This window comes from Candidatus Allofournierella merdipullorum (genome assembly GCF_048426865.1).
In the GTDB taxonomy this organism is placed as follows: domain Bacteria; phylum Bacillota; class Clostridia; order Oscillospirales; family Ruminococcaceae; genus Allofournierella_A; species Allofournierella_A merdipullorum.
This window is the reverse complement of record NZ_DBFNWJ010000031.1, coordinates 60798-83774: the sequence shown is the minus strand read 5'-3', so window position 1 is coordinate 83774 and position 22977 is coordinate 60798. Positions and strand designations below refer to the sequence as shown.

The 22977-nt window shown below is 65.1% G+C and carries 14 protein-coding genes; 1 reads left to right on the top strand and 13 read right to left on the bottom strand.

The window, feature by feature from the left end; translation table 11 throughout:
- Positions 1-59: 59 nt before the first annotated feature.
- The 5 genes from ACMNAY_RS05290 to ACMNAY_RS05270 all read right to left on the bottom strand — a co-directional run bounded on the left by ACMNAY_RS05290 (position 60) and on the right by ACMNAY_RS05270 (position 5493).
- Positions 60-1223, bottom strand: a complete 1164-nt coding sequence (locus ACMNAY_RS05290) for a UxaA family hydrolase (RefSeq protein WP_394975514.1) — start codon at positions 1221-1223, stop codon at positions 60-62.
- A 5-nt stretch (positions 1224-1228) separates the two neighbouring features.
- Positions 1229-1531, bottom strand: a complete 303-nt coding sequence (locus ACMNAY_RS05285; protein WP_394968407.1) for a UxaA family hydrolase — start codon at positions 1529-1531, stop codon at positions 1229-1231.
- Between the two features lie 21 nt (positions 1532-1552).
- Positions 1553-2830: a nickel-dependent lactate racemase gene (gene larA / locus ACMNAY_RS05280; RefSeq protein ID WP_418718658.1), complete on the bottom strand. Its 1278-nt coding sequence runs from the start codon at positions 2828-2830 to the stop codon at positions 1553-1555.
- 268 nt (positions 2831-3098) lie between these two features.
- Complete coding sequence (locus ACMNAY_RS05275) at positions 3099-4340, bottom strand: glycerate kinase type-2 family protein (RefSeq protein WP_418718657.1); 1242 nt, start codon at positions 4338-4340, stop codon at positions 3099-3101.
- A 190-nt stretch (positions 4341-4530) separates the two neighbouring features.
- Positions 4531-5493 carry a DUF4349 domain-containing protein gene (locus tag ACMNAY_RS05270; protein WP_394975518.1) on the bottom strand — a complete coding sequence of 321 codons (963 nt, stop codon included), beginning with the start codon at positions 5491-5493 and terminating at the stop codon, positions 4531-4533.
- A 170-nt stretch (positions 5494-5663) separates the two neighbouring features.
- On the opposite strand from ACMNAY_RS05270, the gene ACMNAY_RS05265 reads away from it, so the two are divergent.
- Positions 5664-6887: a 6-phosphofructokinase gene (locus tag ACMNAY_RS05265; protein ID WP_418718656.1), complete on the top strand. Its 1224-nt coding sequence runs from the start codon at positions 5664-5666 to the stop codon at positions 6885-6887.
- Positions 6888-6933: 46 nt separating this feature from the next.
- On the opposite strand, the gene ACMNAY_RS05260 is transcribed toward ACMNAY_RS05265, so the two are convergent.
- The 8 genes from ACMNAY_RS05260 to ACMNAY_RS05225 all read right to left on the bottom strand — a co-directional run bounded on the left by ACMNAY_RS05260 (position 6934) and on the right by ACMNAY_RS05225 (position 22973).
- Positions 6934-9729 carry an AAA family ATPase gene (locus ACMNAY_RS05260; protein ID WP_418718655.1) on the bottom strand — a complete coding sequence of 932 codons (2796 nt, stop codon included), beginning with the start codon at positions 9727-9729 and terminating at the stop codon, positions 6934-6936.
- Positions 9726-10853 (bottom strand): exonuclease SbcCD subunit D, encoded by a 1128-nt coding sequence (locus ACMNAY_RS05255; protein ID WP_418718654.1) that lies wholly within the window; start codon positions 10851-10853, stop codon positions 9726-9728. The genes ACMNAY_RS05260 and ACMNAY_RS05255 overlap by 4 nt, the downstream gene beginning before the upstream one ends.
- 16 nt (positions 10854-10869) lie before the next feature.
- Complete coding sequence (locus ACMNAY_RS05250) at positions 10870-13821, bottom strand: phospholipid carrier-dependent glycosyltransferase (protein ID WP_418718653.1); 2952 nt, start codon at positions 13819-13821, stop codon at positions 10870-10872.
- A gap of 103 nt (positions 13822-13924) precedes the next feature.
- Positions 13925-15319, bottom strand: coding sequence for a cysteine--tRNA ligase (gene cysS, locus ACMNAY_RS05245; RefSeq protein WP_394968415.1), 1395 nt, complete (start codon positions 15317-15319; stop codon positions 13925-13927).
- Positions 15320-15504: 185 nt separating this feature from the next.
- The gene (locus ACMNAY_RS05240; protein WP_394975527.1) at positions 15505-16449 is read right to left on the bottom strand and encodes a magnesium transporter CorA family protein; all 945 of its coding nucleotides are present in this window, start codon (positions 16447-16449) and stop codon (positions 15505-15507) included.
- A gap of 313 nt (positions 16450-16762) precedes the next feature.
- Positions 16763-17806 (bottom strand): 3D domain-containing protein, encoded by a 1044-nt coding sequence (locus ACMNAY_RS05235; RefSeq protein WP_394968417.1) that lies wholly within the window; start codon positions 17804-17806, stop codon positions 16763-16765.
- A 418-nt stretch (positions 17807-18224) separates the two neighbouring features.
- Positions 18225-19040 carry a histidinol-phosphatase HisJ family protein gene (locus tag ACMNAY_RS05230; protein WP_418718652.1) on the bottom strand — a complete coding sequence of 272 codons (816 nt, stop codon included), beginning with the start codon at positions 19038-19040 and terminating at the stop codon, positions 18225-18227.
- Positions 19041-19073: 33 nt separating this feature from the next.
- Complete coding sequence (locus ACMNAY_RS05225) at positions 19074-22973, bottom strand: suppressor of fused domain protein (RefSeq protein ID WP_418718651.1); 3900 nt, start codon at positions 22971-22973, stop codon at positions 19074-19076.
- Positions 22974-22977: the final 4 nt, after the last annotated feature.

Below are 22977 nucleotides of genomic sequence, written 5' to 3'. Positions count from 1 at the left end.
CTGCGGAATGTGTAACATATCAACTGGCGCGTCCTCGCGCCGGGAGACGGATAAAAGGGTCAGATGACCGGGCCCAGGCAGTGGATGTCGATGGAGCTGACGTACTGGATGGCCTCGTTCTTGGTCATCTCGCCGGAGAGGGTGCGCAGGGCCTTGGCGAAGGCTTCCTCGCCCACCTGCTCGATGGTCTTGTCGCCGGTGATGATGAGGCCGGCGTTCAGGTCCATATCCTGCTCCATGCGGGGGTAGGTGATGGGGTTGCCGCAGATCTTGACCACAGGCATGCAGGGGAAGCCCTGAGGCGCGCCGCGGCCGGTGCTGAACATCATGAACTGGGCGCCGGTGGCAGCCATGCCGGTGAGGATCTCAGGCTCGCGGCCCGGGGTGTCCTTGATCCACAGGCCCTTCTGGTTGGTAACGTACTCGGGGTAGTCCAGCACGCCCTGGATGGGACGGGTGCCGGATTTCACGATGGCGCCCAGGGTCTTTTCCTCGATGCTGGACAGGCCGCCGGCGATGTTGCCGGGGGTGGGCTGGCCTTTGCGCATGTCGCAGCCGATGGCCTTGGCACGGTTCTCCATCTTCTCAACGATCTCGAAGATCTTGTCGCCCACTTCCTTGGAGACGGCGCGGCGGGCCAGCAGATGCTCGCCGCCGATGAACTCGGTGGTCTCGCCGAAGATGACGGTGGCGCCCAAGTCCACCAGCTTGTCGGCCACATAGCCGATCACGCAGTTGGAAGCCATGCCGCTGGTGGTGTCGGACGCGCCGCACTTGATGGCCATGACGATGTTGGACACGTCCACCGGCTGACGCTGCAGGCCGGAGGCCTCGATGACCAGACGGCGGGCGATGTCGGTGCCGGCCTGGATGGCCTTGGACACGCCGCCCAGCTCCTGGATGTGGATGATCTCCACATGCTTGCCGGTGGCGGCGATCTCCTTGACCATGCGCTCATGGTCGGTGCCTTCGCAGCCCAGGCTGACCACCAGCACGCTGGCCAGGTTGGGGCTCTTGCCCAGGCTGATGAGGGTGTCGGTGACACGCTCCAGATCGGGCGGCATCTGGCAGCAGCCCTGGTGATGCAGGAAGGACACGGTGCCCATGACCTGGCGGCAGATGGCCTGAGCCACGTCATTGGCGCAGGTCACGCTGGGGATAACGCCCACATAGTTGCGCGCGCCCACCTTGCCGTCCGGGCGCACATAACCCATAAATTCCATATCGCTTACTCCTTCCAGTCGCCGCGGCCGCGCATGCTGTCCAGATTGTGGATGTGCACGTATTCGCCTTTTTTGATCTCTTTGGTGGCGATGCCGATCTCCTCGCCGTACTTCATGATCAGCTCGCCCTTGTGGATGTCGCGCACGGCGATCTTGTGGCCGAAGGGCACATCGCCGATGACATTCACTTTTTCGCTGTCGCCCCGCTTGTCGCGGATCTCCACTTCGGTGCCGTCCACGATGCCGTCGGCGAAGATGGTGGCAACGTTGTCTTTGTCGCTGACTTTCAGCGCAAGTTTCAGATCCATAGCTGTTCTCCTTTGCTCAATTCAGCCTTTCACGGCCATCACGCTCACGCCGTCGGGAATCACAACGACGCTGGCGTCTTTACCCTTGATGCCATAGGCGATCTCCAGCGCCTCGTCCGGGGTGGAGGCGGGGATCATGTTGGCCTTGCGCACCTCTTCGGGATCCAGGTACGTGGTGACCAGGATCACCTTGTGGTGACGCAGGATGCGGGAGTAGATCTGGGGGCACCACTGCTCGGAGATGGTCTCCTTGGGCGGGATCTTGGACAGATAAGCGTCGATCTCGTCCACGGTGCCCAGAGTGATGAGCTTTTCGAAGTTGGTGCCGCCCATGCCGTCGCAGCAGGAGCAGCACATGATGATGACGCCGTCCTCACCGGCGCAGGCCTCGGCGGTGGCCACCGCCTTGGGGCTCTGGTAGAGGTTCTGGTCCAGGGGATAGCCGCCGTTGGAGGTGATGACGATGTCGCCCTCGATGCTGGGGCACTGGCTCTGCTCGCGGATGAACTGCACGCCGGCGGCGTGAGCCTCCTCCAGATCGCCGGCCCAGGCGGCCACGACCTTCTTCTCACCGTCCAGCGCCACGTTCATGATGAACTGCACATTCACCGCGCGGGCGGCGCAGACCATGTCTTTGTGGATGGGGTTGCCCTCCAGCACGCCGGTGACCGAGTGGGGATCGGCGATGGCCTTGTAGCTGTGGTTCTCGTTCACGGTGGCGGCGTTGCAGATGCCGGGCAGGATGCTCTTGCGCCCGCCGGAGAAGCCGGCGAAGAAGTGAGGCTCGATGAAGCCCTCGCAGATCAGCAGGTCGCAGTCCACGGCGATCTTGTTGCAGAAGAATTCGGCGCCGCTGGGCAGGTCGCACACCTTGACGAAGTCGTCCGGCTCAAAGGCGTTGTTCACGGCGATCTTCTCGTTGTCCACGATGGCGTCGCCGAACATGCGCCGCTGCTCGGCCTCAGTGGTGGGCCGGTGCAGGCCGGTGGCGATGAGGATGGTGATGTCCGCGTCCGGGTTGCCGGCGCGGATCTCCGCCAGCAGGATGGGCAGGGTCAGCTTGCTGGGCACCGCACGGGTGTGGTCGCTGGTGACCAGGGTGACCTTCTTCTTGCCCACGGCCAGCTCCCGCAGCGTTTTGGAGCCGATGGGGTGCGCCAGGGCGTCCTTCACCAGTTCCGCCTCGCTCTTGGCCGCTTTGTACTCATGCATTTTCGCGGTGACGACGGCCTTCAGGTTGGCCTCGTCCACATGCAGGTCCAAAGTGGAGGTGTAATAAGGGATCTTGATGGTTTTCATCGTCGTTCTCCTTCTTTCTCCATGCAAAAAAGTATTACGTCGGAAAGTTTTTCGCAAATTGCATTTTGTATACAATTTTCGCTGTGACACCTTAACTTTATCCCTTAATTTGTCATATGTCAACAATTTTACGCAAATTTTAGCAAAATGACCATAGAAATCGTGCAGATTCACAATGCATTATATGAATGAAACGTGAATAAAAGAACAGCCGGCGGGGCACAAGGCCCGCCGGCTGCAGATGGATATTTTCTCGTTTTAGGATGTATTAAATTTCACGCTTGAGCAGCAGCACCGCCACGTCGTTCACGTTGGTGCCGGTGGGGCCGGTCATCACCAGGCCGCCCACCTTTTGCAGGGCGTGATAGGCGTCGTTGTTTTTCAGGACCTCAAAAATGTCCAAGCCCTGCTCCTTCAGGCGGGAGGCAGTGGTATAGTCCACATAGCCGCCGGCGGCGTCGGTGGGGCCGTCGGTGCCGTCGCTGCCCACGCTGAACACCGCCGCGCCGGAAAGCCCGGCGATGCCCTGGGCCGCGCCCAGCGCCAGTTCCTGGTTGCGGCCGCCTTTGCCCGTGCCGGTGAGGTGCACCACCGTCTCGCCGCCGGCGATGAAGGCCAGGGAGTGGTCGGCCTCGGCGTGGGTGCGGGCGATGGCGCCCAGGAAGGCGCCGGCCTCCCGGGCTTCACAGGCCAGGCAGTCGGTGAGGACCACCGGCTCGTAGCCCAGCTTCTGGCAGGCGGTCTTTGCGGCGGCGCACAGCTGCCGCACGCTGCCGGTGATCTTTGTGGTCACGTTATCCAGCTGTTTGGGGGTCTCTACCTCCATCAGGCCCAGGGCCGCCTCGCTCATCTTCAGGCCGTATTTCGCGATGATGGCCTTGGCGTCGGCGGCGGTGGAGGAGTCGGGATAGGCAGGGCCGGAGGCGATCATGTCCAGCGGATCGCCCAGGATGTCCGAAAGGACGATGCTGTACACCTGGGCCGGGGCGCAGATCTGGGCGAATTTGCCGCCCTTCACCGCGGAGAGGCGCTTGCGCAGGGTGTTGATCTCCACGATGTCCGCCCCGCAGGCCAGCAGCTGTTTGGTGATGTCCGCCAGCTCCTCGCCGCTCACCAGCGTCTTTTCAAACAGGGCTGAGCCGCCGCCGGAAACGAGGAACAGCACCGTGTCCTCGGCGGTGAGGTCTTTCACCAGGTCGATGGCCGCCTGCGCGCCCCGGAAGCTGTTTTCGTCCGGCACGGGATGGCCGGCCTCCCAGATGTCGAAATTGGCGATGGGGCCCATGCTGTGGCCGTATTTGGTCACAACGACGCCCGCCTCGATGCGGCTGCCCAGCAGGTCGCTGGCGGTCTTTGCCATCTGCCAGGCCGCCTTGCCCGCGGCCACCAGCCGCACCCGGCCGCCGCTGAAGAAATGCCCCTCCAACGCTTTTTTCACCGCGTTGTCGGGCAGGGCAGCTTCCAGCGCAGCCCCGATGATCTTGTCCGCGTCTTCGCGCAATGTGGCCATGGGATCTTCCTCCTTCAAAGCTGTTTGCCGGCAGAGCCGGCCCTGGATTGTATACAAAACCCATTGTTAGTTCATTATTAGCACGATTTCCACCGGGGCGCAACTGGCATTTTCCACGAGATTTTTTTGTAAAAATCTCCGATATGCAAAAAGCGCAGGGCAAGCCCGCCCTGCGCTTTCGGTTCACGATTTACTTTTCAGGGCCGTATTTCGGCGCGGGCTTCTCCCCCGCCGTCCCTGTGCCGGGGACCTGTGCCGGAGGCGCAGGCGGCGGCTGGATGGGTTTTTGCGGCCGGCGGCGGCGCGCCGCACGAAGGAGGACAAGCACCACCAGCACGATGACCGCCAGCACCAGCAGCACCGGCAGCAGGTAAATGACGCCGATGGCCACGTCCTGCACGCCGTTTGCGAAGTTGTGCCAGCTCTCCTTGAAGGCGGTGACGGCGCGGGAGCCGAAGTTGTTGCTCACGGGGGTGAGCACCCGCACCTCGTCCAGCGAGACGTCCACGGTGGAGTAGGCCAGCAGGCTGTCGTAGACCCGCTGCTGCCCGGTGTAGCTTTCGATTTCATAGCGCACCTGGGCCAGCTGCTCCTCGATGGCCAAAAGGTCCGCCAAATCCCCCGCCTGGCCCGCCAGTTCCAGCAGGCGGGCTTCCTGGGTGCGCAGGCTCTCCAGTCGCGCTTCCAGGTCCACATAATCGGCGGTGATGTCCTCGGTGGTCTCGCTCTTATAGGTCACGCTGCCCGCGGCGGAGGCGTCGTTCAGAAAGTCGGCGTAGCTTTCGCTGGGCACCCGGAAGGTATAGCGCACCCAGCGGCTGCCGTTCTCGGCGCTGCCGCCCTCGTCGCTGCCCTGCACCCAGGCGTCGGCGTCGGACGCGGCTTTGAGCAGCTTGTCACGGGTGGCGTCGAACTCTTCGGTCTCCATCTCCAGCGAAGCGTTGTAGATGATCTTGCGCCCGTCATTGGGGGAAAGGCGGTCCGCCTCGGTGCCGGAAAGGCCCGCGTCGGCGGATTCCTCGCTCACGGCGTAGTCCATGTTGCCGTTATAGGCTTCCGGCGCGGCGGCGGTGCCGCCGGACGAAGCCCCGCATCCAACCAGCAGCCCGGCGCACAGCGCCGCCGCCAGCAGAAGACTCATTGCCCGTTTCATGGTGTTCCCTCCTTTTTATCTCCTTGCCCCGGCCCTGCGGCCGCGGGCTCCTCTGCTTTTTAAACGAAAGGGCGCCGCGGATTATTGCGCCCGCCCTTTAAATACAGTATAATGGACAGGGTGTGCCGGCACAAGGGCTGCCGGCCAGGACAACGAAGGGTAAAGGAAGTGTGCCGATGAATTTCATGGTAGGTCAGAGCGGCGGTCCCACCGCCGTCATCAACGCCAGCCTCGCCGGCGTGTTTGAGACTGCCCGCAGCTGCGGCGCGGTGCGGGTGCTGGGCATGCAGCACGGCATCGAAGGGCTTTTGAAAGGCCAGGTGGCGGATCTCTCCCGCCTGTTCGACAACGATCTGGCCATCGAGCTGCTCAAGCGCACCCCCTCCTCCTATCTCGGCAGCTGCCGCTACAAGCTGCCTGAGCCGGTGGTGGGAGACGAGGTGTACGAGACATTGTTTGAGCTGTTCGCCCGCTATCAGGTGGACGCGGTGCTCTACATCGGCGGCAACGACAGCATGGACACCATCGCCAAGCTTTCCGCTTACGGCGAGGCCATCGGCAGCCTCATCCGTTTTGTGGGCGTGCCCAAGACCATCGACAACGACCTGGTCTGCACCGACCACACTCCCGGCTTCGGCTCGGCGGCGAAGTACATCGCCACCATCATGAAGGAGATCATCCGGGATTCCAGCGCCTACGACCTGCGCAGCGTGACGGTGGCGGAGATCATGGGCCGCCACGCCGGCTGGCTGGCGGGCGCGGCGAGCCTGGCCAAGGGCGACGACTGCGACGGGCCGGACCTCATTCTGCTGCCGGAGATCCCCTTTGACCCGAAGCTGTTCCTGCGGCGGGTGGACCGGCTGCAAAAGCAGAAGGAGAATGTCATCATTGCCGCCAGCGAGGGCGTGAAGGACCGGGAGGGCCGCTTCCTGTGCGATTTGGCCGGCGAGGGCGGCCAGCTAGACGCCTTTGGCCACAAGGCCATGCTCTCCGGCACCAGCCGGTATCTGGCGGGGCTCATCCAGCAGGAGCTGGGCTGCAAGAGCCGCGCCATCGAGCTTTCCACCCTGCAGCGGTGCGCGGGGCATCTGGCCAGCCGCACCGACATCAGCGAGGCCTACCGGGTGGGCGGCGCGGCGGTGCGCGCCGCGCTGGAAGGGCGAACCGGCTGCATGGCGGCGCTGACCCGCCTCAGCGACCAGCCCTATCTGTGCGGCACCGAACTGGTGGACGTGCACAAGGTGGCCAACGCGGAAAAGACCGTGCCGCTGGAGTGGATCGATCCGGACGGCATGCACGTGAACGCCGCCTTCGAGGCTTACGCCCGGCCGCTGATCCAGGGCGAGCTGACTCCCATGTTCGTGAACGGCGTGCCCCGGCACATCACCCTTTGATAAAACGCAAAGCCGCCCCGGAAAAACCGGGGCGGCCTTTTTTGTTTTACAACTCCCGCAGGGCCATGTGGCTGCCCCGGGGGGTCTTGGTGATGAGCACTTGTTTTTCCAGCCGCTGGCGCAGCTCGGCCACATGACTGATAACACCCACCAGCCGCTTGCCGTCCGCCAGGCTTTGCAGCGTGGCGATGGCGTTTTCCAAGCTGTCGGCGTCCAGGCTGCCGAAGCCCTCGTCCACGAACAGGGTGTCGATCTGCACCCCGCCGGCGTACTGCTGGATGGCGTCCGAGAGGCCCAGGGCCAGCGCCAGCGCCGCCTGGAAGGTCTCACCGCCGGACAGCGAGCGCACGCTTCGCCGCTTGCCGGTGTAGTTGTCCAGCACGTCCAGGTCCAGGGCGCTTTGGCCCCGGCTCTGGGCCGCGCCGTGGCACAAAAGCTGGTACTGGCCGCCGGTCATGAAAGCCAGCCGCCGGTTGGCGGCGGCCACCGCGCTTTCAAAATAGGCCACCAGCACGTACTGTTCGAACTGCTGTTTGCCCAGCCCGCCCACCAGCGTGCCGCCGGCGGTGCGGTGGAGGTTGTCGGCCAGCCGCGCCCGGCAGCGGGCGGCGTCCGCCTGCTTTGCCAGCACTTTTACCCGTGCGGCGGCGTCCCGGTTGGCGGAAAGGCGGTTGGAACGCTCCTCCTTCTGCTCTTGCAGCCGGGTGCGCCGGATGTTCACATCGGTCAGCGCGGCGGCCAGCGCCTGCTCCTCGGCGGGGTCGGCGGCGCGGGCCAGGTCCCCCTTGCGCTCCTGCGCCAGGGTGCGGGCGGCGGCCAGCTGTTCGCCGTACTCGTTCCAGGCCTTCTCCCCTTCCTGCAGCTCGTCGGAAAGGGCCTGTGCCTTTGCCCGCAGTTCGTTCAGCGCCCGCCGGGCCGCGGCCTCGCTTTCAAAGGGCAGGCTGGCCCCCAGCTCTTCTTCCAGCGTGCGGGCGGCGGCCAGCTGTGCCGAACATTCGGCGCTTTTCTGCGCCAGCTGCTCCTGCTTGTGGCGGCAGGCTTCCAGTTTCTGCTGGCATTGGGGCAGTTCCTGTTCCGCCTTTTCCCCCGCCTCGGCGGCTTCTTTCGCTGCTTTGGCCCGGGCTTCGGCTTCGCCGCGGGCAGCCTCGCCTTTGGCCTTGGCCTCTTTCAGGGCCAGCGCCGCCTCCCGGGGCGTTTCGGGGGCCTGTTCCCCCCACTGTGTCAGCGCCGCGGCGGCCAGCCGCAAAAATTCCTTTCGGGCGGCCTCGCCGGCGGCCTGGGCCGCGCCGCTCTCCCCGGCCGCTTTTTGATAGCTCGCGTTCAGCTCTTCCAGTTCTTTTTTTGCCGCCTGCAGGCTGGCCCGGTCGGGCGCGCCCTTGGCGGGTCTTGCGGGGGCGGGGTGGTGCAGGCTGCCGCACACCGGGCAGGGGGCGTTTTCAGTCAGATTTGCCGCCAGCAGACCCGCCTGCCCCTGCCAGAACAGAGCTTCCGCGGCGTCGTATTCGCTCTTGGCCCCCATGTATTCCCTCTGCGCCGCGGCAAAGGTCTCCGCCGCGTCCAACGCGGTCTGCTGGGCGCTGCGCAGGCGGCGGGCGGCGTTCAGCGCCCCGGCGGTCTGCTCCAGGCGGGCGGCCAGCGCGTCCCGGGCGGCCTCGGCGGCGGTCTGCCGCTGGCGGGCTTCCTGGGCGCCTTTGGCCTGCTGGGCAAGGCGGGCGCTCTCCTCTTCCAGCTGTTTTTGTTCTTCGGCTGCGGCGCGGCGGTCGGCTTCGCACCGGCCCAGCGTTTCTTCCAGCCGTTTACGCAGGGCGCGCTGTTCTTCCCGGCGCTGATAGTCGGGTAGCCTGGCCTCCTGCTGGCGGGCCTGCAGCTCTGCCTGTTCCAGCGCGGCACGCACCGTGCCGAGGGCATCGTGGCGCGCTTTTCTCTCTTCCTGCTGTTCTTCCAGTTCCGCCAGTTTACGGGCAGACTCGGCAGCTGCGTTGTGGAGCAGAACGGCCTGACGGACGGCTTCCAGTTTGGCCGCGGTGGTCTGGGCCTTGGCGTCCAACACCTTTTCTTCTGCCTCCGCGGCAGCGCGGGCTGCTGCGTCCACGGCGCAGAGGGCGTCGGCTGCGGCCAGCACTTCGTCGCAGCGCCAGACGGCGGCTTCGTCCTTTAAAATTTCGGCAAGCGGACGGGCCGCCTCTTCCTCTTCGGGCAGCTTGAAAGCAGCGAAGGCCTGAAGCAGGGCGGCGTCCTGCCGCTCCACGGCACGGGCGGCCTCGGTGGCGGCGGCGCGGAGTTTATCCTGCACGGCGCGGCAGCCGGCGGTGCCGAAGATCTGCCGCAGCACGGCGCTGCGCCGCTCACCGGGGGCGTTGAGCAGTTCGGTGAACTGGCCCTGGGCGATCATGGCGATCTGGCGGAACTGGTCGCCGTCCATGCCCAGCAGCTGGCGAATGGCTGTGTCCACCTCCCCCACCTTTTCCACGGGCGGGCAGCCCGGCGCCAGGAACAGGGCGGTGGCGGGCTGCGTCACCTGCCCCTCGCCCCGCTTTTTGGGCCGCTGATACTGGGGGGTGCGGCGCACGGTGTATTCCTTGCCCCGGTGCTCAAAGGTCAGCTCCACAAAGGTCTCCCGGTCGGGCTCGGCGTAGTCGCTGCGCACCGTGTCAAGGCTGCGCACCCCGCCGGAGAGCTGGCCGAACAAAGCGTAGCTGACGGCGTCGAACAAGGTGGTCTTGCCCGCGCCGGTGTCGCCGGTGATGAGGAACAGGCCGCTGAAACCGAGCTTGTCCAATTCCAGCGTTTCCTCCCCGGCGTAGGGGCCGAAGGCCGAAAGACACAGATGCAGCGGTCTCATCCTTCCGCCTCCTCTCCCAGCACTTCGTCCAGAAAGGCCCGTTCTTCCCCGCTGAGTTCCCGGCCGTGGACGCTCTGATAAAACTCCTCAAACAGCTGCCGGGGCGTGCGCATGGCAATTTCCCGCAAAGCGGGCGCGTCGGTCTCGGGCGCATTGGGCAGCACGAACTCCAGCCGCACCAGATTGGGGTAGACGCTGCGCAGCCGGGCGGCGGGGTCCAGAGGCGGGGTCTCGTCGGTGAGGCGGGCATAGATGTAATCCTCGCTGGGCACGGCGCTTTCCAGCAGCGTTTCCAGCGGGCCCTGCACCCGGCGCAGCGGGTGCAGCGGCGACAGGGGCACCTGTTTTGTGCTCACCTGCCCCTTGGGGCCGATGTCCACCACCGTGACGCTCTTTTGGCCCAGCGCCTCGCTGACGGAATAGGCCAGGGGCGAGCCGCAATAGCGCACTTCCTCCCGGCCCACCCGCTGGGCGCCGTGGATGTGGCCCAAAGCCACATAGTCGAAGGGGGCAAAAGCGGCGGCGTCCACGTTGTCCAGCGTGCCCAGGTTCAGCAGTTCCGAGCCGCTGGCCTCGGGGGAAACGGACCCGGCGGTGACGAACTGGTGGGCGATGAGGATGTTCCGCCCGCCCTCGTCCGGGGCGGCGGCGCGCACCAGCGCCGCCACCGCGTCGGTATAATTTTCGATGGTTTCGTCGGGGAAAAAGCCCCGCACCGCCGCCGGGCGCACAAAGGGCAGCGCCCAGATGGTCAGCGGGCCGTGCTCGTCCTCTGTGTCAAAGCGTTCCAGCCGCCCGGAGAACACCGAGGCCAGATGCACCCCGCTGTGCTCCAGCAGCCGCCCCCCGAAAGCAAGGCGCTCCGCCGAGTCGTGGTTGCCGCTGATGGCCCACACCGGCAGGTGATGCTCGCACAGGGCGGTGAGGAAATGGTCCCACAGGTTCACCGCGCCCACGCCGGGCACGCCCTTGTCGTAGACGTCTCCCGCCACCAGCACTCCCTGCACCCCTTCGGAGAGGGCGATGGAGACGATCTGGTCGAGGATATATTTCTGGTCCTCAAAGAGGTCCGCCTCGCACAGGCGGCGGCCCAGATGCGGGTCGGAAAGATGGAGCAGCCGCACAGCGCTCGCCTCCTTTTCAGAACATCCAGCTGGGCAGAACGCGCAGCGCGTTCACCCAGGTCTCGGTCACCGGCAGGCCGCTGATGACCGGGTAGTAGCACACGAAGAATATCCCCGCCACAGTGGTGAGGCCGATGCACAGCCACTTCACCGGCACCGGATGCCGCTCATGGAAGTGCGCCGCCGCCACCGCCAGGGCCGCCACCGCGAACCACAGGCTGGGGAAATAGTGATAGAGGAAGGTGCAGCGGCTCACCATCGTCCAGGGCAAGAACTGGGCCAGGAACAGCACCGACAGCGCGCCGGTGGCGCCGCTGCCCTTGCCGGCCAGCTGCCGCCAGCCGGCCCAGCAAAGGCCGCCCAGCGCCGCCAGCCACACCGACAGATTGCCCAGCGCGGCGATGGTGCCCCGCATGCCCTGGGGCAGGCCGGAGGCCAGATAATACCACACCGGGCGGGCGCTGAAGGGCCAGGTGTACCAGCGGGATTCGTAGGGGTGGGTGGCCTCAAGGCCGCTGTGGTAGCGGTACATGCTCACCTGGCACTGCCACCATTCGCCCAGCGAGAAGCCGCCCTCCCGCCAGAAATACGGGATATAGCTGGCGAAATAGATGAGAAGGGGCACCGCCACGAAGAACACCACGCCGCCGCAGAACGCGGTGGCCACCTCCTGTTTGAGGCGGAGCGGCTTCTGCTTGGCCCGCTGCCACAGCACGCCGAAGTAGAGCACCGCAAGCCCCGCGCCGGCGTAGAGGCCGGTCCACTTGCTGGCAGCGCCGAGGCCGAAGGCCAGGCCCGCCAGCGCCATGGGCAGCACGCTCTCCTCCACTCCTTTTTCCAAAACACTCTGGCAGTACCAGACCATGAAATAAGCGGAGAGCAGAATAAAGAAAGTGCCGTACACGTCGATGGTGGCGATGCGGCTTTGGGCAAAGCGCAGGGTGTCGAAGGCCGCCAGCACCGCCGCAAAGAGGGCGAAGGCGGGCTTGCGGCAAAGCCGGCGCACCAGGAGATACAGCACCGGCACCATCGCCACGCCGAAGGCCGCCCCCGCCACACGCCAGCCGAAGCCGGTCATGCCGAAGAGGGCCACGCCCAGCATGATGAACACCTTGCCCAGGGGCGGATGGGTGGTCTCATAGACCGGCATGCCGTGGAGATGCTCGTAGGCGGTGCGGCCGTGGTAAATTTCGTCGAAGTACATGCTGTTTTTGTAGCTGATGGTCTCGGGCACCCACTGCTGTTCGTCAAAGAGGGCGCTGTCGGAAGAGACGGCCACCAGCGCGCCGCTCTCGTCCCGGAAGGCGGCTTCCATCACCTGGGCGTTGTCCACCCGGAGGGTCAGCGGCCCTTCAGCGGCAAAGGAAAGCCCCACCTGCTTCCACTGGAACACGGTGCCGCCGTTCAGCTCCACGCTGGCCAGCTGGGTGCCCGCGGCGTCGTACACCGTAAGGCTGCCGCCCCAGCTGATGCCGGGATAGACCCAGAGCTCGGTGGCGGGCGAAGAAAGCTCCACCTGCACCTCGGTGGCGACGCCGTCGCTCACCAGCGGGTTCTGGGGTGCGGTCATGTCGCCCAGATTCCAGAAGCTCACCAGCGCCGTGGCCAGCGTGGCCGCCGCGAGGGCGAGGCCCTCTTTGCGGCTCCAGGCCGGCTGCGGCGCGGGGGCAGCGGGAACGGCCGGCGCGGTGAGGACGTACTCCCGCACGGTTTCGCCCCAGCACAGGGAAAACACGGCCCAGACCAGCAGACCAAAGCCCGCCACCTCCACGGCGCTGACGATGCGGATCATCACCACCGCCGTGGCGCTGGACAAAAACTGGTCCTCGGTGCCGTTGCTGGTGAGCACCATGGCAAGGTTGACCACCGAAGAAAGGCTGAGCAGGCCGAAGGCGCCCAGCAGCCGCTTGTCGCCCCAGCGGGCAGCGGCGGCCAGCACCAGCAGCAGCGCGGGAATGATGTACCGCTCGTGCATGCGGTGGCTCAGGGTGAACACCGCCACCCCGTAGAAGGCGGCCAGCAGCAGGGGCGAAAAGCGCCCGGCCTTCCAGCTGCTCCAGGCGAGATACGCAAGGGCAACGGTGGCGAGGGCGATGCCCGCGGAGCCCAGCATCTGCCAGGTGATGGGGCCCAGGGCGGGCGCGTCCTGGGGCTGCCAGTTTGCGCCGAAGAGGGTGAGCAGATTGTAGCCGTTCACGCTGGCGTAGGGGTAGCTGGAGGCGGTGGAGGTGTATTTCTCCCACAGCCAGCCGGCGTCCTGGCTGCCCCAGAAGGGCAGCGCGCAGGCAAACACCGCGGCCAGCGCCAGAACGGCCCCCGCCGCGCCCCGGCCAAGAGCGGTCAGGGCCGGCCGGCGCTGACGGGCGGCCAGCAGCGGCGCCAGGAAGGCCACCGCCAGCACCGGCCCGAAGAGCAGGGCCTGGGGCTTCACCGCCAGGGCAAAACCGTAGAGCGCCGCGGCGGGCAGCCACTTTTTCTCCTCAAGGCACACAAAGGCGGCGATGAGCAGAAGGCAGAACACGCCGTCCACCTGTTTCCAGACGGCGGTGTCGTACAAAAGGGCCGGGCAGAAGGCGGCAAAAGCGGCAAAGCGCAGCGCACGCTGCTCTCCGAAGCGCTTTTGGGCCACGGACCAGATGAGCGTCACCAGGCTCAGATCGCAGAGGATGGGCCACAGGCAGATCAAAAAGCCCATGGCTTTGCCGGTCACTTCCAGCTGCAACGCACGGGCGATGAGGCCCACCGGCCAGAGCAGCAGCATGTAGCCCGGGGGATAGTCGGCAAAATAATCCGGGGCGTAAAAAGCGCCGGGGCCGTTCTCCGCAAGACGCATCGCCCAGGCGGAAAAACAGGTCACATCGCTGGAATAGCCCTCGCCGGTATAGGCAAGAACGCAGCGCACCGCCAGCAACACGGCCGCCAGCGGCAGCCACCGCCGGCGGGAAGAATAAACAGAAGGGGTGGACATCTCCGATTCCTCACTGAACACAAAATCAAACGGGCCGCGGGGAGCTGTTAGGTCAAAACAGCGCTCCTCGCGGCCCGTGTCGGTCAAAAGGGGGTCTGGCGGCTCAGGCGCGGGTCACCTTGGGGCCCTGGGGAGTGTCCTCCACCACATAACCCATCTCGGTGATCTGGGCGCGCAGCGCATCGGCGGTGGGCCAATCCTTCGCCTTCTTGGCCTCGGCGCGCTTGTTCACAAGCTCCATCACCTCGGCGGGGATCTCGTCGGTCTTGCGGTTGTAGAGCAGGCCCAGCACTCCGGTGAGCTCGTCGAAGGTGGCGGCGGCGGTCTTCAGCGCGTCGGCGCTGGCGTCGGCGCCCAGGGTGTTGATGTCCTTCACCAGCTCAAAGACGGCGGCCAGCGCGTCGGGGGTGTTCAGGTCGTCGTCCATGGCGGTGTTGAACTTCACCTTCGCGGCGGCGGCCTTCTCCGCCAGCAGGTTGCTCTCGCCCTTCGCGTTCTTGATGAGGAAGTCCAGGTTGTCGCGGCAGGTGTACAGACGCTCCAGACTGGCCTTGCAGCTGTTCAGCAGCTCCACGGTGTAGTTCAGGGGCATCCGGTAGCCGGCGGTGAGCAGGAAGTAGCGGATGGGCTCGTAGCCGAACACATCGGCGATCTCGCGAACAGTGAAGAAGTTGTTCGCGCTCTTGCTCATCTTGTGGTTGTCGATGTTCAAGAAGCCGTTGTGCATCCAGTAGCGGCTGAAGGTGCAGCCGTTGGCGCACTCGGACTGGGCGATCTCGTTCTCATGGTGGGGGAAGATCAGGTCCTGGCCGCCGCAGTGCAGGTCGATGGTGTTGCCCAGATGCTTGCGGGCCATGGCACTGCACTCGATGTGCCAGCCGGGACGCCCCGGGCCGTAGGGGCTGGGCCAGGCGGGCTCGCCGGGCTTGGCGGCCTTCCAGACGGCGAAGTCGGCGGGGTCTTCCTTCAGATCGTCGTCCATCTGGCTGCGCAGCTCGCGGTTGCCGCTCTCCAGCTCCTCCAGATTCAGGTGGCTCAGCTTGCCGTACTCCTTGAAGGCGCGGGTGCGGAAGTAGACGTCACCGTTCTTGGCCACATAGCCGTAGCCCTTGTCCAGGATGTCCTTGACGATGTCCAGGATCTCCTCGATGTGCTCGGTGGCGCGGGGGCGCACGGTGGGGGTCTTGGCGTTCAGGCCGTCGCTGTCCTTGATGAACTCGGCCTCGAACTTCTCGGCGACCTCCTTCATGCTGCAGCCCTGCTCCTGGGCCTTCTTGATGAGCTTGTCGTCGATGTCGGTGATGTTGGAAACAAAGTACACCTTGTTGCCCCGGTACTCAAGGTAACGGCGCAGGGTGTCGAACACCACCACGGGCCGGGCGTTGCCGATGTGGATGTAGTTGTAGACGGTGGGGCCGCAGACGTAAATGCGGTACTCCCCTTCCTTCTGGGGGATGAATTCTTCTTTTTTGCGGGTCAGCGTATTGAAGATCTGCATACTGCACGCTCCTTTTAACGCGCCGCGGCAGGTTTTTTCGCCCCGCCGGGGCGCAGTATGTTCATTTTTATCATTATACCCAAAAAATGCCCGGGACGCAACACAGGCCGGGGAAAAGGCGGCACTTTTTGCCCCAAAATAAAAAAACGCGGCGGGCAAAAGCCCGCCGCAGCGTTCGCAGAATGTCACAGCCAGCGCTTGTACTTTGCCAGCAGGATGGCACCCAGAGTGGCAAGACCCGCCACACCCAGCACGATCCAGAAGCCGAAGGGGCTGCCCTCGAAGGGAACGGGCACGTTCATGCCCCAGAGGCTGGAAACGATGGTGGGCACCGTCAGGATGATGGTGACCGAAGCCAACAGCTTCATGACGATGTTCAGGTTGTTGGAGATCACCGAGGCGAAGGCGTCCATGGTGCCGGACAGAATGTCACGGTAGATGCCGCTCATTTCCATGGCCTGCTTGTTTTCAACGATGACGTCCTCCAGCAGATCGGTGTCTTCGGGGTAGTCCTTCACAAAGTCCATGCGCAGCAGCTTTTCCAGAACCAGCTCGTTGCTCTTGAGGGAGGTGGAGAAGTAAACAAGGCTCTTCTCCAGACCCAGCATCTGGATGAGCTCCTTGTTCTTCATGCTAATGTGCAGCTCGTTCTCCACGCGGGTGCTGGCCTTGTCCACCTGGCGCAGGTAGAACAGGAACAGGCTGGCGTTGCGGTAGAGCATCTGCAGCGCAAGACGCTTGAACTTCTTGGTGCTGCAGCCTTTCACCAGGCCCTCCATGAAGGCCCGGGGCAGCGCCGTCTCCCGCAGGCAGACGGTGATGACGTTCTGGGGGGTGAGCACGATGCCGAAGGGAATGGTGGAATAAACGAAGGTGTGGCCCTCGGTCTGCACCAGGGGCGTGTCCACCAGGATCATGGTGCAGGGGTTCCCGCCCTCGTCCTCCACCTCGATGCGGCTTCGCTCCTCTTCGTCGAGGGCGGCGCGGATGAGGTCAGGGTCCACATGGAGCTGGGCGCACACACGCCCGATCTCCTTCTCGTTGGGGTCGCACAGATGGATCCACGCGCCGGGACAGATCTGATCCTGCTCCAGCATGCGGCCACCGTCACTGAGATAAATCGTGATCATATTTTACACCTGCTTTCTTCTCGGCGGCGCACAAAGCCCGCCCCGCGCAGGTGTCAGCGCACGGGGAACAGAAAGGCAGAAGCGCCACATATGAGGGTCATACACGTTCGACTACCGGGGTCGCCGTCCATGCCTTTCATCTCCTTGCACACAAAAATTCGGGGCGGTCACGCCCTCTCTAAGTGTATGTCCTGCGCCGGGGATTTGTCAAGCAGGTTGCGAGAAAAAACCTTGTAAAAAAACATTCCCCGCCCGGCAAATCGCCGGGCGGGGAAAATACCTGTTTTCTGTTTGCAAAAGCAGCGGGCACGGCTCAGCCCACAACGTAGACGTTCACCTGCTGCACGCCGTTGAGCAGCGCCTCGTCGTAGGTCTCGTAGAACAGGTCCACAAGGCAGCTGCCGTTCTGCAGCGCGGTGCCGGTGTCGGTGGCGATGGCGTAGCCATAGACAAAGCGGCCGTCGGTGCTGGTGATATAGAGCTTGGTGCCGTAGGGGATGAGGTTGGGGTTCACGGCCACGGTGCCGTAGCCAAGGCCCAGGCCGGAAGCGCCCCGGCCGCGGCTGGCGGAATAGCCGGTGGCCCGGCCGGTGTAGACGGCGGTGTAGCTGGAGGGCACGCCGTTCACCACTTCGGGGCCGGAAAGGTCGCTCACCGGAGCGCCGGCCTTGTAGGCTTTGATGACGGTGTTCACGGGAGCCTCGGTCATCACCACGCTCACCACCTGGCTGGACTCCACCTCGCCGTCCACGATGCGCAGGCGGTGGGTGATCTCGTTGGTGCCCTCCTTGCCCTGCTGCATCACGGTGGTGCGCTTCTTGTTGCGGTAATACAAGCTGGTATAGACGTATTCGGTCTCGTAGGGGATGCTCTCATAGGTCACGGTGTCCTGGTATTCCACCCGGTGCACCGTGATGGGTTCGTCCTGGCTGGCAGCGGTGTGCAGGCTGGGCTCGGTGTAGTCGTGCTCGCCCAAGGTCACGCCGCAGGCTTCCAAAGCCTCGGCCACCGTGCCGCCCGCCAGTTTGGTCACATGCTCGGTTCCGTCGGCATAGACGGTGATGGGCACCGCCCGCTGGATGCTCAGGCTGGCCAGGTTGCCGTTGAAGGCGGTGAAGTAGACGCTGTCTTCCTCCTCGGCAACGATGCCGGAGAGGTCCATCAGCTCTTCGGGGTCCTCCACCCGGGTGAGCAGCATGCGGCTGGCACCGTGGGAGTCGGACACATAGACGATATTCAGTGTGGAAAAAAGCGCAAACAGGGTCAGTGACAGGCAGCACAGGGTCAGCAGGGTGACATAGAATTTGGCCGGGATGGCCAAAACCCGCCGCCGCAGATGTTCTGTGAATTTTGTCATAAACACTCCTAACGTTCCATGTTGTAGGGCAGTCTCTGCGGCCGAAACATGGGCACGGCCGCGCCCTTCCTTGCAGTGCGCCCGCCTGCCGCCGCTCCCCTGCGGCGCATCGGGCACTTGAGGCATTGTAGCAAATGCCCGCCGCCGCGTCAAACCTCCTCGGCGGGCGGTTTTGATTCAAAAACGCCGTGTTTTGGCGTTTTGTAAAATCCATCCATGCCATGCTCTCTATCCCGCCGCGGCTCTTTGATTTGCTCCCGTTTGCTTCGATTTTTACAGCAATTTTTACCGTTTTGTCATTTTTAGACCCCCTTCTCGCTTGTGCTTTTTGTCTAAATCGGCGCCTTTCTGTATGTGCAAATTGCATATTCTCCGGCAGATTCGACACAAAAAAGAGGCCGCCGAAGCGGCCTCTTTTTTACAAAATTTCCGGCAGCGGACCCTCCCGGAAGCCGGCCTCGGTGAGGTACCAGCAGGAGGAAAATCCGCAGCTTTCCAGCAGCGTTTTTGCCTGTTCAAACCCGGCCAGCAGCGTGCCGGCGGCGTGGCTGTCGCCGGTGATGCACACCCGCGCGTTTTTGCGGCGCATCTCCTTTAATAAGAAGGGCGCCGGATAAGGGGCGGTGCGCCAGCCCCGGGAGATGGCCCCGGTGTTCACCTCAAAGATCACGTCTTTAGCGGCAAGGGCTTCCAGCGCCTCCAGCGCCAGGGCGCGCAATGCAGGTTCTTCCGGGTCGAAAAAGCGGTTTTCTTCGTTGAATTTGGTCACCAGGTCGAAGTGGCCCAGAATGTCACAGCTGGTGCGCTCCGGCGTTTGGGCCAGCAGGCCATAGTACTCCCGCAGCAGCCCCCGCACGCCGCCGCAGCGGTCGACCAGGCGGGCAAAGGCCTCGGGGCTTTCGTCCACCGAAAAAAGGCAGCCATCCAGCCGCAGGCCGTGGACCGAGCCGATGAGGTAGTCATAGGTCCCGTCCGGCGGCGGGCTGAAATAATCCTGTTCCAGCCCCAGAAACACCTGCATGCGCCCGGCGTACCGTTTTTTCTCCTCTTCCACCGCCGCACGGTAGGCGGGCAGCTCCGCCGGGGCCATGCACCACTCCTCCCCTTCCAGCGGGGAATGGCCGGAAAAGCCAATGGCCGAAAGGCCCGCGGCAAAAGCCGCCGCGGCCATTTCCGCCGGGGTGTTTTTGCCGTCGCAGAAGGTGGTGTGGGTGTGCAGATTTTGCGCTTTCATCGCGTTTTTCCTCCTGTTCTGCCCCGGGCCGCTTCAGGACAGCCGCACCGGCCGGCGCCCGGCCAGGGCGAGTGCCAGACGGTCCCGTTCGGAGCCGGCGCTGCCGTTCCAGCTATCCGGCAGGGTGAACTCCACCCAACCGGCGCCCAGCGCGGCGGGCACCGCGCCGTACTGCTCGTACCAGCGGCGGGCCAGTTCCGCCAGCCGCCGGCCGCTTTCGCCCAGAGGCAGCTTTTCAAAGACCTCCCAGGGAGCGGACGCCGTCACACGCGCCAGCACCGCCGGGCGGGTGCGGCCGTCCTCGTCTAAAATACAGGCAAAGGGCCGAGCGGCAGGCTGCGGGGTCTCCGGCAGCCCGACGGCGTCGAAGCTCTGCCACAGGCCCTCCTCCACCGTCAGCAGCAGGGGGATATAGCCGTCCCGGATGGCTTGCCGCCGGGTGTAGTCAAAGGCCGCCAGCAGCGGGTCGGGGTCTTCCATCGCCGGGAAGCTCTGGCAGCGGAAGCCCACCTGCTGTTCCAGGGCCGCCGCGCCGTCGGTCTCCTGCCGGAAGGGGTCGCCCTGCTTTTTCCAGCAGGCGAACCGGCGGTCCATCACTCCGGCCATGCCCTGGTAATGGGCCTCGTCAAAGGGCACGAAGAGATAGGCTTCGTCCTGGAATTCGTCGGACTGATAGCGCACCGGCCCAAAATACGCCAGGGACCAGCTGTCCACATCGTTGGGGAAGGAGGGCGCTTCGTTCTCGCCATAATAATAGGAAGCGAAAGCTTGCCCCTCCTCATTGAAGAGGTTCGACCACAGCTTGCCGCCCAGCGCGTCCCGGACGAAGGGGCGCAGGTCGGTGCCCGCGCCGTCCTGCCGGACGGCCTCGGCCAGCGTGCGGTGCTGTTCCAGGAACTCGCCGCTCATCAGGCCCCGCTCGATGCACCAGCGCAGATAGATGGCCAGATGGTCATAGGCGGCGATGCTCTCCACCGCCAGACGCTTTTCGTGCAGGCACTGCAGGTGCCAGGCGGCGTCATCCAGCAGGAAGGCGTCCGGGTCCGGCTCTGTCAGCGCCGCGCAGGGCCGGCCCGGCTGCACCACGAAGCTGACGCCGTCCATGTGGTCCAGCAGCGCCTCCGCGCCGTTCTCCTGTTTGTATTCCATCTCCGCCCGGTGAAGGGGGATGACCTGGTAAAAGTTGATCTCGTCGCCGTCGGGCAGGGGGCAGACGTCGCCGCCGGGCAGCGCGCCCTGCAGCCCCACCAGCAGCGCGGCGCAAAGGCCGGTGTCTGGAGCGTAGGGCTCCTGGTTGTCCACCGTGTGGCCCCAGCCCAGCCAGGTGTCGCAGGCGCCGGGCAGTCGCGCCAGACTCTTGAGCAAGCGCAGCGGCCAGTACCAGCGCTCGTCCTGCAGAGATTCCTGGTCCAGCTTCCAGTCTTCCGGCAGGGCGATGGCCAGCTCCGCCCGCTCCAGCCGGTGCCCGGCCAGCTCGGGGGGCACGTTCATCCGCCGCGCGCCCATGCCCATAGTGACAATGGTGTAGAAATTGCGGTCGCCGTCCGGCGGCACGACGCACAGGTCCACATGGATGTCCGGCGAGACCAGCTCGTGAAGCACCTGGTCAAAGGGGCCCACATGGGTGCGGATGTGCTGTTCCACCAGCTCCATCTGATGCTCGGTGTACACCCACTGGGGCACGGGCTCCTCCTCTTCCGGCTGGGGCGGCTGGCCCCACCACTCGCAGGAAGCGGGGGTGCCGTCCTCCTGCAAAAGCACCTGGAAGCGCTTGTCGCCCTCCCGGGAGCGGCCCAGCAGCCGCACGCTGCGGTCCAGCCCAAAGAGCACCGTCATCAGCTTGCCCGGCTTGCCCTCCGGGTCGGCGGGGGCCAGCCAGCAGCCGCTGTCCAGCCGGTCCCGCTGAAGGCGCAGCCAGTCCCGCCCCAGCTTGGAAAGGCCCGCCTCGTTCATCAAAAACGCCACTTCCAGGCGCCGGCTGTTCACCAGGCGGTGGAAGGTGCAATAGGGGGCGTTGGGGGCGTAGTCCTCTTCGTCGGGGGCAAACAGTTCAAAGAACTCGTCCAGCCCCGCCTTGTTGAGCAGGATGCAGGAGATGGCCTGCAGCTTTGCCGCCGCGCCCTCGTCCTGCCCGGCCTGCAGCTTTCGGTCGAAGTCCGGGTCGATCCAGTGGTTCTCCATCTGTTCCAGCGTCGCCCCCGCCTCGATCTCACGGCGCAGGGTGAGGAACTCATAGTCGCCGGGCTCAAGCCCGAGACCCCGCTCCACCGCCGCCAGGGCAGCTTCTTTCTCGCCGAAGTGGCTGCGGAGCTTGGCCGTCAGCAGCCAGGCCCAGGGGTAGTCCGGCTCCTCCACGGTGCCCTGCTCGGCGTATTTCCGGGCCTCCTCCAGCCGCCCGCAGTACATCAGCGCGGCGGCGTAGCGGTAGTACCAGGTGCCGCAGCCTTTGGCGGCGGGCTCGGAGTCCGGCAGCCACTGGGCGGCCCGGTAATAGTATTCGTATTCATCCACGTTCAGGCAGGCATAGGCGTACCACAGGGCGATCTGCAGGTCACGCCGGGCCTGCCGCTCGGTGAAGCGGCCCTCTTTCTGGCCTTTCTCAATAAAATCGCCCAGATATTCCAGCACCTGATAGAAGTAGCCGCTGCTGGCTTCCAGATAGCTCTCCATGGCCGCGATGTCCTCCGGGGAGAGCAGCGAGCCGGTCTCGGGATGCACTTCGGGCTCCTTTGCCTCCTCGGCGTTCCACAGGCGCACGGTGCCCACGTCCCGGCGGAAGGAGTGGTAGGAACCCCAGGCAAGACCGGAGGCGGCGAAGAACTCCGCCGCCGCGTCCAGCACGGCGGGCAGGTCCCAGGCGATGAAGTCCAGATAGCCGCAGAACAGGCCCATGGCGCCGCCCAGCAGGGTCACGCCCTCCGGGCCGGCGGCGGCTGTGAGCACCTCTTCCAGCTGGGCCCGCAGCGCAAGGGCCCGCTCGCCCCGTTCCTCGGGAGCGAAGCCGTCCAGCGGCCAGCAGATGAAGCCCGCCGCCGCACCGTCGTCGTGGAGCAGGTCCACCGCGCCGCTCTCCCCCGCCAGATACTGACGCACCAGCGCCGGGCAGCGGGTGGAGCCGGCGATGACGTCCAGCCGCCAGTCGGCGTCCGGGTCCTCGTTGGGCTCGAGTTGGTAGGCGACGTAGCCGTTTTCCAGCAAAGCCGCCGGGTCCTCCCCTTCCGCCGCGCCGGGCAGGTCCTCCATGGAGGAAAGGTCCACCCGCACCTGCCAAAGGTCCGCCGGCTTGCGCCGGAGCAGCTGCACCAGTTCGAACAGCCGCGCCCGGTCGCCGCCGGGCGAGAGGATGAGCTCATAGCCGCCGTTCCGCCGCAGGGTGAAGTCCGGCCGGGCAAGCGCAAGGTTCAGCGCGCCCTTTGCCAGTTCCCGGGCCCGGCTCTCTTCCCCCGCGTCCAGCAGGCGGCGCACTTCGGCCTCCCGCCGGGCAAACTCCGCCCAAGCCTCGGCGGCGCGGCGGCGGAAGGGCCGTTCAAACCGGGGCAGAGTGAGGCGGTGGCGGCAGTCGCCGATGAGCTGGCGGATCTCCTCCCGGCTGTTGCGCTGAGGCGAATCGCCGGGGTGCAGTTCCAGCGCCCGCTCCAGATACGAAAGGGCCGCACCCTCCCGATCCAAATAATAGCAGGCGTAGCCCATGCGGAAGTTCCAGCTGTAGGGGTCGGGGCAGTCGGACTCGTGGCGGGCCATCAGCTCCAGCGCCCGCAGCAGCATCTCCCGGCCTTCCGGCTCGTCGAGCTGGGCAAGGTTGTTGTAGGCCCGGGCCAGTTCCATATCGGTGGCGGCGGTGCGCTGCTCTTCGGGCAGCGCTTCCAGCGCCTGGACGATCTTTTCGTGTTCCTCCGCCTCATGCCACAGGCGACACTGTTCCAAAAGGTCCATGGGG

Coding starts and splice junctions, on each gene's coding strand:
- ACMNAY_RS05240 (WP_394975527.1), bottom strand. CDS start 16,449: ATGATCACGATTTATCTCAGTGACGGTGGCCGCATGCTGGAGCAGGAT.
- ACMNAY_RS05230 (WP_418718652.1), bottom strand. CDS start 19,040: ATGAAAGCGCAAAATCTGCACACCCACACCACCTTCTGCGACGGCAAA.
- larA (WP_418718658.1), bottom strand. CDS start 2,830: ATGAAAACCATCAAGATCCCTTATTACACCTCCACTTTGGACCTGCAT.
- ACMNAY_RS05235 (WP_394968417.1), bottom strand. CDS start 17,806: ATGACAAAATTCACAGAACATCTGCGGCGGCGGGTTTTGGCCATCCCG.
- ACMNAY_RS05290 (WP_394975514.1), bottom strand. CDS start 1,223: ATGGAATTTATGGGTTATGTGCGCCCGGACGGCAAGGTGGGCGCGCGC.
- ACMNAY_RS05275 (WP_418718657.1), bottom strand. CDS start 4,340: ATGGCCACATTGCGCGAAGACGCGGACAAGATCATCGGGGCTGCGCTG.
- ACMNAY_RS05225 (WP_418718651.1), bottom strand. CDS start 22,973: ATGGACCTTTTGGAACAGTGTCGCCTGTGGCATGAGGCGGAGGAACAC.
- ACMNAY_RS05250 (WP_418718653.1), bottom strand. CDS start 13,821: ATGTCCACCCCTTCTGTTTATTCTTCCCGCCGGCGGTGGCTGCCGCTG.
- cysS (WP_394968415.1), bottom strand. CDS start 15,319: ATGCAGATCTTCAATACGCTGACCCGCAAAAAAGAAGAATTCATCCCC.
- ACMNAY_RS05270 (WP_394975518.1), bottom strand. CDS start 5,493: ATGAAACGGGCAATGAGTCTTCTGCTGGCGGCGGCGCTGTGCGCCGGG.
- ACMNAY_RS05285 (WP_394968407.1), bottom strand. CDS start 1,531: ATGGATCTGAAACTTGCGCTGAAAGTCAGCGACAAAGACAACGTTGCC.
- ACMNAY_RS05260 (WP_418718655.1), bottom strand. CDS start 9,729: ATGAGACCGCTGCATCTGTGTCTTTCGGCCTTCGGCCCCTACGCCGGG.